13 protein-coding genes are annotated in these 14,737 nt (G+C 39.1%); 6 read left to right on the top strand and 7 right to left on the bottom strand.

The window, feature by feature from the left end; all coding sequences use genetic code 11:
• Nucleotides 1–45: 45 nt before the first annotated feature.
• Together PL9214_RS23295 and PL9214_RS23290 are read right to left on the bottom strand one after the other, a co-directional pair.
• On the bottom strand, nucleotides 46–702 hold the full coding sequence (locus PL9214_RS23295) for a cadmium resistance transporter (RefSeq protein ID WP_072721399.1): 657 nt from the start codon (nucleotides 700–702) through the stop codon (nucleotides 46–48).
• Between the two features lie 7 nt (nucleotides 703–709).
• Nucleotides 710–1,828: a bilin-binding protein gene (locus PL9214_RS23290; RefSeq protein ID WP_072721397.1), complete on the bottom strand. Its 1,119-nt coding sequence runs from the start codon at nucleotides 1,826–1,828 to the stop codon at nucleotides 710–712.
• 552 nt (nucleotides 1,829–2,380) lie between these two features.
• On the opposite strand from PL9214_RS23290, the gene PL9214_RS23285 reads away from it, so the two are divergent.
• Nucleotides 2,381–2,620 (top strand): LapA family protein, encoded by a 240-nt coding sequence (locus PL9214_RS23285; RefSeq protein WP_072721394.1) that lies wholly within the window; start codon nucleotides 2,381–2,383, stop codon nucleotides 2,618–2,620.
• A 40-nt stretch (nucleotides 2,621–2,660) separates the two neighbouring features.
• On the opposite strand, the gene holA is transcribed toward PL9214_RS23285, so the two are convergent.
• Entirely contained in the window at nucleotides 2,661–3,662 is a 1,002-nt protein-coding gene (gene holA / locus PL9214_RS23280) for a DNA polymerase III subunit delta (protein WP_072721391.1), read from the bottom strand.
• A 34-nt stretch (nucleotides 3,663–3,696) separates the two neighbouring features.
• Between holA and PL9214_RS23275 the strand changes: the two genes are divergently transcribed.
• The 3 genes from PL9214_RS23275 to cbiE all read left to right on the top strand — a co-directional run bounded on the left by PL9214_RS23275 (nucleotide 3,697) and on the right by cbiE (nucleotide 6,504).
• Entirely contained in the window at nucleotides 3,697–4,479 is a 783-nt protein-coding gene (locus PL9214_RS23275) for a DUF1868 domain-containing protein (protein ID WP_072721386.1), read from the top strand.
• 69 nt (nucleotides 4,480–4,548) lie between these two features.
• The gene (locus PL9214_RS23270) at nucleotides 4,549–5,160 is read left to right on the top strand and encodes a cobalt-precorrin-8X methylmutase (protein WP_072721384.1); all 612 of its coding nucleotides are present in this window, start codon (nucleotides 4,549–4,551) and stop codon (nucleotides 5,158–5,160) included.
• 48 nt (nucleotides 5,161–5,208) lie between these two features.
• The gene (gene cbiE, locus PL9214_RS23265) at nucleotides 5,209–6,504 is read left to right on the top strand and encodes a precorrin-6y C5,15-methyltransferase (decarboxylating) subunit CbiE (RefSeq protein WP_072721383.1); all 1,296 of its coding nucleotides are present in this window, start codon (nucleotides 5,209–5,211) and stop codon (nucleotides 6,502–6,504) included.
• 162 nt (nucleotides 6,505–6,666) lie between these two features.
• Here the strand turns inward: cbiE and PL9214_RS23260 are convergent, their stop codons facing one another.
• Both PL9214_RS23260 and PL9214_RS23255 read right to left on the bottom strand, forming a co-directional pair.
• Nucleotides 6,667–9,411 (bottom strand): efflux RND transporter permease subunit, encoded by a 2,745-nt coding sequence (locus tag PL9214_RS23260; RefSeq protein ID WP_072721381.1) that lies wholly within the window; start codon nucleotides 9,409–9,411, stop codon nucleotides 6,667–6,669.
• An 84-nt stretch (nucleotides 9,412–9,495) separates the two neighbouring features.
• The gene (locus tag PL9214_RS23255) at nucleotides 9,496–9,855 is read right to left on the bottom strand and encodes a hypothetical protein (protein WP_072721379.1); all 360 of its coding nucleotides are present in this window, start codon (nucleotides 9,853–9,855) and stop codon (nucleotides 9,496–9,498) included.
• 66 nt (nucleotides 9,856–9,921) lie between these two features.
• On the opposite strand from PL9214_RS23255, the gene PL9214_RS23250 reads away from it, so the two are divergent.
• The gene (locus PL9214_RS23250) at nucleotides 9,922–10,659 is read left to right on the top strand and encodes a YdcF family protein (RefSeq protein WP_072721377.1); all 738 of its coding nucleotides are present in this window, start codon (nucleotides 9,922–9,924) and stop codon (nucleotides 10,657–10,659) included.
• A gap of 32 nt (nucleotides 10,660–10,691) precedes the next feature.
• Here PL9214_RS23250 and PL9214_RS23245 read toward each other — a convergent pair whose 3' ends face one another.
• On the bottom strand, nucleotides 10,692–10,904 hold the full coding sequence (locus PL9214_RS23245) for a hypothetical protein (RefSeq protein ID WP_072721376.1): 213 nt from the start codon (nucleotides 10,902–10,904) through the stop codon (nucleotides 10,692–10,694).
• Between the two features lie 23 nt (nucleotides 10,905–10,927).
• Nucleotides 10,928–11,101: a hypothetical protein gene (locus PL9214_RS31545; RefSeq protein ID WP_186440444.1), complete on the bottom strand. Its 174-nt coding sequence runs from the start codon at nucleotides 11,099–11,101 to the stop codon at nucleotides 10,928–10,930.
• A gap of 431 nt (nucleotides 11,102–11,532) precedes the next feature.
• On the opposite strand from PL9214_RS31545, the gene PL9214_RS23240 reads away from it, so the two are divergent.
• Nucleotides 11,533–14,622: an ABC transporter transmembrane domain-containing protein gene (locus PL9214_RS23240; RefSeq protein ID WP_072721374.1), complete on the top strand. Its 3,090-nt coding sequence runs from the start codon at nucleotides 11,533–11,535 to the stop codon at nucleotides 14,620–14,622.
• The last annotated feature ends 115 nt before the right edge of the window (nucleotides 14,623–14,737 follow it).

Below are 14,737 nucleotides of genomic sequence, written 5' to 3'. Positions count from 1 at the left end.
AAAATTTTACAATCCTTAATAGGGCTTAAAAATCCGTTACAAGGTTTAGAACTTAGGTAGGAGATGGTAACTTTCACTTTCTATTAAAATAAAAATTCCTAATGCAATTAAAATATAGGGGGTTATTTTTTCGCCGTATTGAGTTAAAAATCGAGCTAACATAGGATGACGAGTTAAGAAATAAGCGATCGCACACCAAACCCCAATTAAGATATAAAAAACAATCAGAATAATTCCTAAACTCAACCCATTAGAATTCGCAAATAAGGGAATATAAATCCCAATATTATCACCCCCATTGGCAACAGTTACCGCAGCGACATTAAATAAAGGTGTATTTAAAACCTTTCCCAGAGAACGTTTCCAAGCAGATCGAGACTCTGCGGTTAAAGAATCAAAAGCTACTCCTTGAATTTCCTCTTCCTCTTTTTCCCCTTGAAATAACTCTTTAATGCCAATAGCAATTGGGAGGAATCCCAGTAATCCAATCACGGTTTTAGGAAGAATTAAACCTCCCATAAATCCGACTAAACTCGCTATTACTAAACAGGTAAATCCCAGATATTGACCCCCAATAATATGTTGAACCGTAAACTGACGATTCAGTTGAGAGAAAAATAACATTAAAATGACAATATCATCAATATTGGTGGCAATAAAACTGGTGATTCCTGTAGCAATTGCAGTCCAGACTAAATTCATGAATGTCTCAATAAACGACTCGATCAGAAAATATTTCAGTTATGGTATGAATATAGGGCAAAAACACTTTATAATTTTCTGGACTCAAACTATAATAAAGTTCCCAAAGCAAAGAATTTAACATATCCTGCACCAACTCCCAACTTACATTTAATCGGGGATATAAAATCACACACATCGGAAATAACTCTTCTTGCACGGGTCGCAAACTGCCTTCTAACGCACACAAGCATAAATAAATTTGAAAGAGTTCAACATCTCGAATACTAGAATAGTGAACCATAGAATTTGCTAAATTGCCACTGATGCTTCGATAGCCGGGATGTAAATGACAAACTCGGTTATAAACATTATGGGCGATTGTTGTTGTTTGAGATAGTAATTGTTGTACAGCAATTAAGGCTTCTGAATCTGCTTTATGGGTAGCGGCTAAGGCATGAACTTCTGCAATGGGGGCATGAAGATAATCTTCTACTGCTTTGAAATACAGTAAAAAAATCGAGCGGGATTTTAGGGGAATCCAATCTAATAAAATTTTGCCTACATAGTTAAATTCCATTGCTAAGACCGCTAGAAATACAGCACTTCTATTGGAATATTTACGGCGAATGGAAATAATCTCTCGACCCACTAAAACCGCTAACCGGGAAGGATATTCATATTGAGCATAAGCTTCTATGGTTTCTCGATACAGATGGCAAGTATCTTGAATAATTTCTTTGGGTTTAATTAATTCTAAAAGATTTTGATGAGATTGAAGATAAGATCCGAGTACGGCATCAATTTTATTCCAGGCAATTTCCCCGGCTATATTTAACATTTGGAAAAGCTGGGAAACAATACGGGAACGCTGTTCATCAAACTCAGTAATATCAACAGGTTGATCGGGTTCAATCCCCGTCGATGAATGAGATGGGTTGGGACTCCAAATCATTGAGTAATATTGTTTTGCCCATTCAACTGCCATTAAGGTCATCATTTCAGAAGACTTAGAACTGGGGTTTTCATCTGGGCATTCTCCTGATATAATAGACCCAGAACAAGATGTTTGATCTAAAATAGTAAGGATTTTAGAGGCATCTTGATTCCAGTCGCAGACGGGTGAACCTTCGTATTCGGGTTTCATATTGAATCCAGCCTCACTTGTCTTTGTAAATTCGCCTTTGCTCATGCCAAGGCAGTAGCCAGAGAGTAATAATTGATTAAGACTCCCTCAACTCATATTTAAGTGTCCGTTTAAGGCTAGATCCTCTGAAAATTAGAGGCGTAAACCTAATGAAACGGGGTTTAAGTTCAATATAAAAGAAAAGAAAAGAATCGTACGCCTTCGGCAGACTGAACCCTTTTAACTCCAGTTTTAGAGAAAAGTATCTGGTGCATCAGGATGGATGTCAGTCTCGGCATTAGATTCACCACAGAAAAGGTTTAAGTCTAGCTTGATTTTGAATTATACCATAATCTCCTTGATGGATAGACCCTGGGACGGCAAATGTTAAATTTTTATAAAGATTAGTTTTTCTAATCTTTGACCGAACTCCATTTTTAATAAAATACAGAAATGTCCGATAGGGGGAATAAGCTCAATAAAGCCGATTTTTTCCTCAGCGTAAGTATTTTCCTGTCTCGATTAATTAGAATAGAAAAACAAATATCCTCGTTTGACCAATTGTTGTAATCTATGCCTAACGCCCCCGCTATTGTTACCAGCTTTATTGTTGCAGTTTGGATCGGTGCGATCGCAATTCTCGCCGTTCAAAATGCCGCCCCCATTTCTTTGAAGTTCCTCTTTTTTGAGTCCATTCAACTCCCCGTTGGTGTGATTCTAGCATTTAGTGTGGTGAGTGGTCTTCTCGGTGCCGCCTTATTCAAACCCATAGTACAGTTAGCAGAAGGGGGAGAGGGGGAAAGGGGAAGATAGGGGAAGAAGAACACTGACGTTAGATGTACACCCTACCCCTCTATTTTCGTTGAAATAGCTGACACAACTCAATAACATGGGTTTGGAGAGTTGAACGTTCATCTGCGCCGCCTTTGAGATGAGCTTCAAGTTGAAGTAACAAAGGTAAGCTGTGTTGTAGTTGATTTAGGGTGAGGGTTTGTACTTCTTTTTGCAAAAAAAAGACACGGTTGGGGTTGCCAATTTCGGCGGTTTTCGCAATTTCCTGTTTATCCCTGACTCCGGTTTCCATCATTAATTTAATCCATAACCACGTCCGAAATTGACTGACTAAAGTGGCGACAATTTTTAATCCCGGTTCATTGTGTTGGAGTAACTCTGTAATTAACTCTAAGGCTTTACTGGTTTGTCCGGCTTTAATACAAGTGGCAAGTTTTAAGCTATTTTGAGTATTAGCCTGAACTAATAAGGAAATTTGCTCAAGGCTGAGGGGTTGATGAGTATTCCCCGCAAATAGCTTGAGTTTTTCCAATTCGTTATAGAGTTGTCGAGTATCATTTCCAACTAACTCTGCTAATAAAGTAATCCCATTAGGACTCAAATTGACCCCACGTTCCGTTGCTAAAGTTTTAACGTGCTGTTCTAATTTATCGATTTCCCAAGGTTTAATTCGAGAAAATTCTCGCAATTCTCCTTTAGATTTGTCAATATATTTCTTGAGTAATGTTGTGGACTTTAACCGACCGTCGGGTTTGTTAGAACCCGTTAAAAGCAACGTTGTCGTATCGGGGATCACCGAAAGGGTGCGTTCTAACTCTTGATAAACGTCCGTTGGACATTGCTGGAAAAGGGAAGTATCCACTAACCAAACGAAGCGTCCACCCATCCCAAAAGGAGGAGTCATGGCTTGATTAAGTCCCATAATCACAGAATTTTGTTGATCGGACAGAATTCTGTCAAAATTAAAACTAGCCCAACTGGGATCAAGGACGGACTCCCGCAATCGTTCAACCGCTTGCATTAAAGCAAAGTCATCGTCTCCCCAGTAGAGGTGGATAGGCATAATAACTTAATTTTTTCAAAAGAGGCGATTAAAATTGGACGATACTTATCAAGTTTATGTGAATCGGGTCGCGCGATTAACGCTGCCAGAATCCTATCACTCTCAGCTTGAGTATATTCAGGAGTCCCCTAAGTTTAAGCCTGACTCCCAGGGTAAACACCAAGCTGTGCCTTTTCCGGGTTATAGTATTATCACTCCTCCGGCTGAAGATGATGGGGACAATGGAGAATTTTATCAGAATCTCCAAACTTGTCAGCAGCAACTCAGTGAAAAGTTTGATCCCAATTTTTGGATTCCGATTCCCCAGGAAAGTTTACACTTTACCTTAGCGGATTTGATTTGGGATAGTGCTTATCGAGATGCCAGCAAAGAAGATCTCAGTTTTGATCCGAAGTTGCATCAAGCGATCGCTCAATCGTTTCAAGGTTTTAAATCCACACCAATTCCCCAGGGAATTCGTTGGCAAATTTTCGGTTTTATGCTAATGCCAAGGGCGATCGCCGTTTGTCTGGTTCCCCGTGATCAAGAGTCCTATCAAAAAACAACTGAATTCCGGCGTGCTATCTATCAAAATCCAAGTTTAATTCCATTAGGTGTCGATCAACAATATTATTTAACGGCTCACATCACATTGGGTTATTTCGGAACAATTCCTGAAGATTTAGATCGGGGTCATTTTTGTAATATTCTCTCTTCTTTCAATCAACAATGGTTAGATTCTACTCAAGAAATTTGGGTTAAACGAGCAGAACTCCGCAAGTTTGATGACATGACCCGCTATTATCGAGAACCAGACTGGCCTGTTTTTAAATTTTAGACCTTAAGCGTTGTTGGTTGATGGTTAACCGTTAACTGTCAACCAATAACAAACCATCCTTGAGAGCCAATGTTTATAGAAATTCATCCGATTCAATCCCAGAGTTTTGCAATTATTGATCAAGAAATTGGTGAACATTCGTTTAATTCGGCTGAATATGCGATTGTAAGACGAGTTATTCATAGTACGGCTGATTTTGAATTTTCCCAGTTAATTCGGTTTAGTCCAAATGCGATAGAACAGGGAATTTTAGCCTTAAAACAACAAGTTCCGATTATTGTTGATGTGGGAATGGTTAAACAAGGAGTCGCTAATTTAGTGGCTAAAACCTTTAATAATCCCTTAATTTGTGCGGTTGAAATGGCATCTACTCCCCTGGCGGGTAAAACCCTGACCGAAACGGGATTAATTCATGTTGTTCAAGAGTTTCCCCAGAGTATTATTGTGATTGGTAATGCTCCAACCGCGTTAATTTCCCTGTGTTCTTTAATCGAACAAAAGTTAGTTTCTCCGAGTTTAGTAATTGGGGTTCCGGTGGGTTTTGTGTCTGTAGTAGAGTCTAAAATGATGTTAGCTCAAATGTCCGTTCCTCAAATTCGAGTGGAGGGAAGAAAAGGAGGTTCTCCGGTAGCAGCAGCCATTTTAAATGCTTTAATTGTTTTAGCTACCTCTGAAAAATAGGGTTCAAAAAATATAAGGATTGTACATTAATTATTAATTTGAAATTCAATAATGATTTATGTTGTTGGTATTGGGTTGGACGGGGCATCAGGACTGAGTGAGTCTGTTCTTAATGTTATTGCAGGTGCAACTATATTAGTCGGAAGCGATCGCCATTTAAGTTATTTTCCTGAACATCCAGCCTTTCGTTTAATCTTAGGAGATTTAACAGAAACCATCGTTGCTATTCGTCAGCAATTAACAAGATGGGAAAGTGAAAAAAAACAATCTACTAATAATTATATTGTCATTTTAGTATCGGGTGATCCGTTATTTTTTGGATTAGGTCGTTTATTAATTGCTGAATTTCCGTCCGAACAATTAACCTTTTATCCCCATATTAGCTCGATTCAATTAGCGTTTAATCGAATTAAAATTCCTTGGCAAGATGCTCGAATTCTGAGTGTTCATGGTCGTTCCATGGAAACCTTAATTCAAGCTTTACAGCAGGGAGCAGAAAAAATAGCAATTTTAACGGATAATCTTTATAATCCCCCGGCGATCGCTCAATTAATCAAGAGTTTAGATTTACCGAGTCGTTATCAATTTTGGGTCTGCGAAAATCTAGGGGGGAAGGATGAACGAGTCCAACAATGGGAGATAGAATCTTTAAAAAATCAAGAATTTTCTTCCTTAAATATTGTAATATTATTACGTGAATCTGCTTTGGGACTAGAACCTTTCGATTTATCTAAAATTCCGACTTTTGGCATTCCTGATCAATTGTTTTTCAGTTATAGCGATCGCCCTGGACTGATGACAAAACGGGAAGTTAGGACTTTAATCTTAGGAGAACTAGCTTTACAGCCAAAACAAACGATTTGGGATATTGGAGCCGGGACGGGTTCGGTTTCCATCGAAATTGCCAGACTTTTTCCTGATTCTACAGTTTATTCTATTGAAAAAACAGCCGCTGGAACCACTTTAATTGAACAAAATCGCCAACGATTTCAAGTTAATAACTTAGTTTCTATTCATGGGGAAGCTCCCGAAATTTTACATCATTTACGCTCACCGAATCGGATTTTTATTGGAGGAAGTGGAAGCAATTTAAGCGAAATCTTAGGGATTTGCAGTATTCGTTTATCTCCGGGGGGTGTGATTGTTTTAGCTTTAGCAACGATTGAACATTTAAACACGGCGTTAAACTGGTTAGACCAACGAAAACGCATTGAACGCAGTTGGAGTTATCGGATTTTAAATGTACAATTATCCCGTTCCGTTCCCGTTGCTAATTTAACCCGTTTTTCTCCTCTCAACCCCGTTACTTTGTTAACGATTTCTCACCATAGCTTATTTGCGTAAGCTAAAAGCCTTGAAATTAATTTCAGGCGTAAGGGCGAGGCGCGCCTCGCCCCTACAAACCCGTTAAAACGGGTTAATAAAGAACAGTTTTAGTCATCTATTAGATGACGTAGAGACGTGCCATGTAACCCCCTCTACAGCCTGAAATGTAAGTTCAGGGCATTATGATTTAAATCGTTGTTTAATTTTTAACCATTCATCTTCTAACAATGTATTTAAAACAGGAACCACAATTAAACTTAATAAGGTCGATGTCATTAACCCGCCAATAATTGCAACGGCCATTGGTTGTCTTAATTCTGCTCCTGCTCCTAATCCTAATGCAATCGGTAACATCCCTAAAATCGTTGAGGCGGTGGTCATAATAATCGGTCTTAAACGTACAACCCCAGTTTCAATAATGGCATCATTTCGATTCATGCCTTTTTGACGAAGTTGGTTGATATAATCCATCAGAAGTAATACATTTTTATCTAATAATCCTAATAAGAAAATTAACCCAATTAACGAGATAATTCCAAAAGCACTTTGAGTCACTAATAACGCTAACATTGCGCCGACTAAACATAAAGGAAGCGTTAACCCAACCACCGCAGGTTCTACCCAACGACCAAATAATAAAAATAGTAACCCCAGCATACAAACCACCGAAAACAGCAGCGTTACCAGAAAACTATTTAAAACTTGACCAATTCTGGCAGAATCTCCGGTTAATTTTAAGGTGACTCCATTAGGAATTAAAGGTTGGGCAATATTTAATACTTGATTGGTTGCATCTCCTAATAATTGACCTTGGCTTAAATTTGCCGTAACATAAGCCGCCCGTTGACCATTAAAGCGTTCAATTTGGTTAATATCATTAGATGTATTTTCTTCTCCTGTTGCTCGAACATCCACAAAACCAGGTAATTTTGCCACTTTTTCTTGAAGCGTTTTTGCGGTCTTTTTTAAGAGATTTACATCGTCTCCCACTAATACAATTTGTAAGGGTTTTTCATCTCCTGTTTCCACAAATTGCAAATCTTCTACACTAACGGTAACATTATTAAGAGAGGGTAAATTTTCTCGAATTTGATCTTGTGCTTCTAAGGTGGTGAGTTGACGATCATTTTTTAGTTTTACATAAATTCTGCCTTTATTGGGTTGTCCTTTAATACCAATAATAGTAAACGCTTCTTCCACATCAGGCGTATTCAAAACAACCTGTTCAATTTTGTTCCCCGTTGTGCGAGTTTTTCTCAGAAATAATTGAATGGGATTTCGGGCTAAATCGGTTAACCAATTAAATGCTCCTGGCTGTTTAAAAACATCCGTTTCTCCGGTTGGTGTATCGGTGGGGGTTTCTTGGGTTTGAGAATTATTTTGAAGTTTAAAATTAGAAATTTGAGGTAAAGGATAGGAATAATTAATTACAAATTCTCCTCGGTCTAATCGAGGTAAAAAGCCTTGAGGAACTAAAGGAATTAAAGCTAAACCTGCAATAAAACTTAAAATAGCGATTAAAATAACCAGTTTACGATGGTGGAGTGACCATTGTAATAATCGACGATAGGTTTCGATGATAAGGTTAGGTTGAGGATGATAATTTTCGGGTTTATTTTGAATGGGTTTTAACCAATATACAGCTAAAACTGGAGATAAAGTTCTAGCCACTAATAAGGAGATTAAAACCGCCGAAGAAATCGTTAACGCAAAGGGTTTAAAAAACTGTCCTAACGCATCTCCCATAAAGGCAACGGGGAGGAAAACAGCCACAATTGTTAAGGTAGAAGCGGTTACGGTTAAACCAATTTCATCTGTTCCTTTAAGGGCAGCATCTCTGGGGTTTTCTCCAGCATCAATTAATCGGGCAATATTCTCGACATCAACAATGGCATCGTCAATGACAATTCCAATTACTAACGCCAAGGCTAATAACGTAATAGTTTCTAAATTAAATCCCGCTATTGCCATCACAATACAAGTTCCTAACAACGACGTGGGAATGGCTAAAGCGGTGATGAACGTAGCTCTTAAATTTCTTAAAAAAGGAAAGACAATAGCAATCGCTAAAATTATTGCTAATAATAGTTCTTCAATTGTAGAATGGGTGGCTTTACGAATATAATCCGCTTGAGTTTCTGCTAAATTTAGCTTGACATTCTGGAGCTTTTCTTGTATACTATTAATAGCAGTTTCAACTCTATCTACAACTTCCAAGGTATTAGCATCACTGCGTTTTATCACCTGAACTGCTAAGACATTTTCTCCATTATATCGAACTAATATTGGCGGGTCTTGAATTAAGGTTTGAGAACTGGATAAAGAAGCGATATCTGATGTTCCTTTCCGGGTTAATCCATCCCCTAATAAATTTACCTTGAGCACACCGGGTAAAGCGTTAAGTTGAGGAATAATTTCAGTTTTTGTTAGTTCTGTTAATTCTTTTAACGTTAGACTTTGACTTTGAATGGCGTAGGTAATGGCTGTTGATTCATTTAAGTTTAACGGAATAACAGTATAAGTTGTTTTCGCAGGCAATTGAATCGTTTTTAAAGTTGTCTCTACCTGGTTTGTAGAAGATTCTAAACTCGTTCCGACTAAAAAAGCTAAACTAATAATACTTCGACCTGGGTAAGTCGATGAGCGAAAATCATAAACCCCTTCAATAGATTTTACTTGATTTTCAATGGGTAAAGTTACCTTTAATTCCATGTCCGTTGCGGTAGAAATCGGTGCAGTGGTACTGACAACAACCACCGGAAATGTCACCTCTGGAAATAAAGCATATTTGAGACTACCAAATGCCAGCATTCCTGCTACAATTACCCCAATCCAAAACCCTATCACAATTCGAGGATGAGCAATCGAAATCCGAGAAATATTAAACCTTTCTCGAATAGCAGGTTTTAGAGGAGACTGAATCATAAGAGATCTGGACAATTAATGAGCATTAAACTATGTATTGTATCGTTAAGGGTTGATTTTGAATGGTTAACCCTCAACATTCGTTTAGTTAAGCAATTGGGTCGCACAATCAATGCCTACATCCACAAACTCATCGGGGGATTCTTTCGTCTTTTGAGCTTGAGTATAAATTTTCAGAAATTGCTCAAAACTATATTGAGATTGAAAGCGATTAATTGTACACTGACAAACCGTTTTTGCCTGTTGCTCGGTTAAACCTTCTTGGATACTTCGTTGACGACAACTACTGATATAAGTATTAACAATTTCTTGGGGATATTGATATTTGGGTTTCGGTTGACTCGCATTATTTTGGGCAAAAGTCGAAACCGGATAAAGTCCAAACCCCCAGAAGAATGTCAAAGAAAACAAACTAACAGCGATAAGAGGATTGATAATATTCATAGAGAATTGATTCTAAATCCTAGAATAACTTTCAATTTCCAATCCTAACGAGAACAATACTCCCAGATGAATTGGCAACGTTTACAATTTAAACACAAATTCTGTCTCAAAATTTTACTCCTCGGCATCGTGATGGTGTTCATTGTGTTGCTGAGTCGTGTATTCCATCAAACTCAAGGGTTGTCTATGGGGTCTCAACAACCTGTGGATACATTTTTTGTCCTGGGGGGAAGTATTCGACGGGAAATGTATGTGACGCAACTGGCCAAACAAAATCCTGATATTCGCATTTTAATCTCAACGGGATCAGATGATCCTTGCATTTTAAAGTTATTTGAACGCGAACAAGCATCAACGCAACAAGTTTGGTTAGAAAAGTGTGCACAGTCTACCTTTGATAATTTTTTTTACAGTCAACCCATTCTCACCAAATGGCACGCTCATCATGTTAAATTAATCACCTCTCCTACCCATTTACCCCGTGCCAAATGGATGGCTCAAATTCTGTTAGGAGCTCATGGAATTTGGGTCGATGTAGAGACTGTAAAAGAAACGGGGGTTCCTGCTAATCGAGAGTTATGGTTAAAAACAGGACTTGATCTCACCCGAACTGTTTTATGGGCCTTAGCAAGTCAAGTGATTCAACCGTCCTGTTCTAATTTTATTCAGCTTCAGGAAGTCAATCTTAAAAAGTGGTGTCAGGAAAAATTTCAGTGTGAATATCAAAGTGGTCTGGAGCCGGAATCAATTTGTCATCAGTCAATAGGGAACAGGGAACAGGGAACAGGGAACAGGGAACAGTAAGAAATGAAAGGGTTTCGGAATTTAGAATTGTCCTAATTGTTTTGTGACTTCATTTTATCATCATTTGTCCATTCAACAAATGCTTGAAAATCCTCAATTTTCCCTTTAAAATCACCTGTTAAAGTCTTAGCTAATCCTCGATTATCGCGAAAATCACCATCATAAGGGGAAAGTTTTACTGCATTTTCACAGGCATAGAGAACATCTTTTGCAGATCCATTCAGGCTACTTTGTCGAGAGTTCAAGACATAACAAAACTCTCCGGCTTTTAAGGCTTGATATCCGCTTGACGTTTAATATAGGTGGGAGCATCAACGGGTAAACCCCCCCACTTGATAAATAGAATGAGACATAGAGGTAAAGAAATTCGAGTTAGTCTAAACTTAAATGTGCGATCGCCACTTTCACTAACCGTAACGTTGGAAACCCTAGTGATGATCAAGGGTCGGAATCTTAACCTTTATATAAACTTTTGAAACAAAAGTCCCTCAACCTTCCATCTCATAGGTATTACAAGCCCTAGGATTTCACCTATCACTGTAAAGATAAAGTTAAAGATTTAATTAACTTGAGCGCAATGTCCTGAAATGGAAGGACACCCTGGATCAATATATGCCATTATGGCAACAGATCTTACGTCTATAGACAACTGGGTTGAATATCAGAATCCTCTACTCATCTGAAAGGCAATCTTGTTGTTAGACCGCAGTTTTTACTGAATTCCGCTTGACTCTTGTTTGTGGGAATCTCCCTAATCAAGGGGGTTTTACCTTTGCTAAGAAGCATGGAACCGAAGGCTAGAGAAGCCTAATTTCATATTTCTACGGGTTGTTTCACGGATTGCTAATCTACACTATTTATTCCCTCGGAACAATGATTAATCCCAACTTTACAGAACGGGATCGGGTGTCTAGCTCTAGCTCAAACCGATCTCCATCTTTATTAATGGCAACCTTAGAAAATTTATTAACACAAATCCAAGCCGATACTACTTATGTTGAAGCGTGGAGTCAACACTGGCATTTGCAATCGTTCCAATTAGGAGATTGTATTGATCGTTTACCGCCTTCGGCTGAAACAAAAGTTAGTCATCAACTTAACGGTAAGTCTTTTGTTTATTTAGTGCTCGAAGGTCGAGTTCGACTTCTGGCTGAGGACAAACATCTCAATCGAGAGGTTTCGGTTTTAGTTGTTGAACCCGGTGAAACCTTTGGTGGCGATGAAGCGGGATGGGAATACGCTTATTTATCTTATCAAGCGATCGCCGCCAGTGATGTTATCGTTGCTTCGATTCCGATGGTCAAACTTCAGGCCCAAATTAAACAGATTCCTCCGCTACAAACCTATTTACAAACCTCTATTGAAAACCGACAACGGTTATTATTCTTTAAAACCCAAACCAACTTGCGACGGTTCACCAGTCACCGACTCCAAGAGATTTTATCCAACTGCATCGAACATCGCATCAGTGCTGGAACTGCCTTACAGAAGGCGATCCCAACGGAACAAGGACGATTTTGGCTGTACCAAGGACAAATTACAGGGGCCGATACCGTTCCCCAAGTGGGTGACAGTTGGGGAGAACCCGATCCTGTCCCCTCAGAATGGATAGCATCAACAGAGTTAGTTGTGTATCAACTTCCCCCCGAAACCTTACAGACCACATCTGTACAAGAGCGAAAATCCCAGATGCGGAAACAACAGATAACCGTATCCCCTCAACCTGCAACGGTGAACCCCCCTGCGGTTATTGTTCCCAAAACCGCGCAAATCCTTAGTTTTCCCCAACCTAAACGTCAACGAGTCTGGCGAGGATTTTGGCAACGCTATCCGTTTATTGAACAGCAAAGTTCCTCTGACTGTGGGGTGGCTTGTTTGGCGATGATTAGTCAGTATTGGGGGAAATATTTGAGTATTAATAGCCTGCGTAATATTGCGGATGTAGGACGCTCAGGGGTCTCCTTAAAAAACCTTACCCTTACCTCCGAACGCTTAGGGTATCAAACGCGACCTGTACGGGCAAGTTTGAATCGTTTAGAACCTGAAAAAAACCCTTGGATTGCTCATTGGCAGGGGGATCATTATATTGTGGTTTATAAAGTCCGTCGTCATCAAGTCGTGATTGCTGATCCGGCGGAGGGCAAAAAAACCCTCTCTCGTCAGGCGTTTTTAACAGGATGGACGGGCTATGCTTTACTGTTAGAACCGACGGAGCAATTTTATGAACTCAAAGAGCAAAAACGCTCTCTCGGTCGGTTTGTGGGGGTAATTTGGCCCCATCGATTTTTGGGATTACAAATTATTCTGTTATCCCTCTTAATTCAGGTCTTTGGGATTGTCACTCCGTTATTAACCCAGATTATTTTAGATCGGGTGGTGGTGAATAAAAGCGTCACAGGTTTGAATGTATTCGCCTTGGGATTGTTATTATTTGGGGTGTGGAGTTTAGGGTTATCTTCGATTCGACAATATTTATTAAGTTATTTATCAAATCGTTTGGATTTAACCTTAATTGGGGGTTTTATTTATCACGCGCTACAACTTCCTTTAAAGTTCTTTGAGTCCCGTCGTGTCGGGGATATCATTACTCGCGTTCAAGAAAATCAGAAAATTCAACGGTTCCTCGTCGGTCAAATTTTGTTGTCTGCGTTGAATGTTATGACGGGGTTTGTGTATTTAGGATTGATGCTTTATTACAACTGGAAGCTGACAATCTTAATTTTAGGAATTGTGCCTTTAATTATTATCCTAACCTTAGCAGCAACGCCCATGTTACGGCATATTTCTCGTCAAGTCTTTAATGCTGCTGCTGATCAAAATTCAACTTTAGTAGAAATGATGACGGGAATTAATACGGTGAAAGCAGTCGCGGCGGAACCGGAATTACGGTGGCGTTGGGAAGAAAAATTAACCCAACAGATGAATGTTCAGTTTAAAGCCCAGAAATTAGGAATTAATTTGGGATTTATGAGTGGGTTAATTAATTCTATTGGGAGTACATTTTTGCTGTGGTTTGGTGTCAATTTGGTCATTCAAGATCAATTAACGATTGGTGAGTTTGTCGCCTTTAATATGATGCAGGGTTATGTCATTACTCCGATTCTGGCTTTAGTGGGATTGTGGGATGAATTGCAAGAAGTCTTAATTTCCGTAGAACGGTTAAATGATGTGTTTGAGCAGGAACCGGAAGAAAGCCCCCAAAAGCCGTTAATTCTATTGCCGAAAATTCAAGGAGAAATCCGCTTTGATAACGTTACTTTTCGGTATCAAGAAGATGCAGAAACGAATACTCTGCAAAATATTTCATTCCAAATTTTTCCCGGTCAAACTATTGCAATTGTTGGGCGTAGTGGTTCAGGAAAAAGCACCCTTGTTAAATTAATGCAAGGGTTATATCATCCCACAACCGGACAGATTTATGTGGATGGACATGAAATTTGTCATGTTTCTCCCCCGTCTTTACGCACACAAATGGGCGTTGTTCCCCAGGACTGTTATTTATTTTCAGGAACGATTTTAGAGAATATTACTCTGTATCGAGATGAATATCATTTAGATCAGGTGATTGAAGCTGCTAAATTAGCAGAAGTGCATGGATTTATTCAGGGTTTACCATTAGGATATTATACCAAAGTTGGAGAACGAGGTTCAAGTTTATCAGGAGGACAACGGCAACGAATTGCGATCGCGAGAGCCTTATTAGGTCATCCTAGAATTTTAATTTTAGATGAGGCAACCAGTTCTTTAGATACTGAAAGTGAACACCGTTTTCAACGGAATTTAGAACAGATGCAACGAGAGCGCACCACGATTATTATTGCCCATCGTCTTTCCACCGTCAGAAGTGCCGATTGTATTCTGGTTTTAGACCGGGGGATTTTAGTTGAAAAAGGAACCCACGAACACCTCATGGCGGCTCAAGGGCTCTACTACCATTTAGCCCAGCAACAACTCGATTTATAAACATTAACAAACCTGAAATAGAAACATCCAATCGAGATGTGGGGTTTCGCCTATCGGCTCTGTTTACAAAACTTCTTAAACAAAGTTGCCAAATTGGCAGTCTCAAATTAGAAGT

Source organism: Planktothrix tepida PCC 9214, from assembly GCF_900009145.1.
GTDB classification, from domain to species: Bacteria; Cyanobacteriota; Cyanobacteriia; order Cyanobacteriales; family Microcoleaceae; genus Planktothrix; species Planktothrix tepida.
The sequence above is the reverse complement of the archived record's forward strand: the minus strand, read 5'-3'. Positions and strand labels throughout refer to the sequence as shown.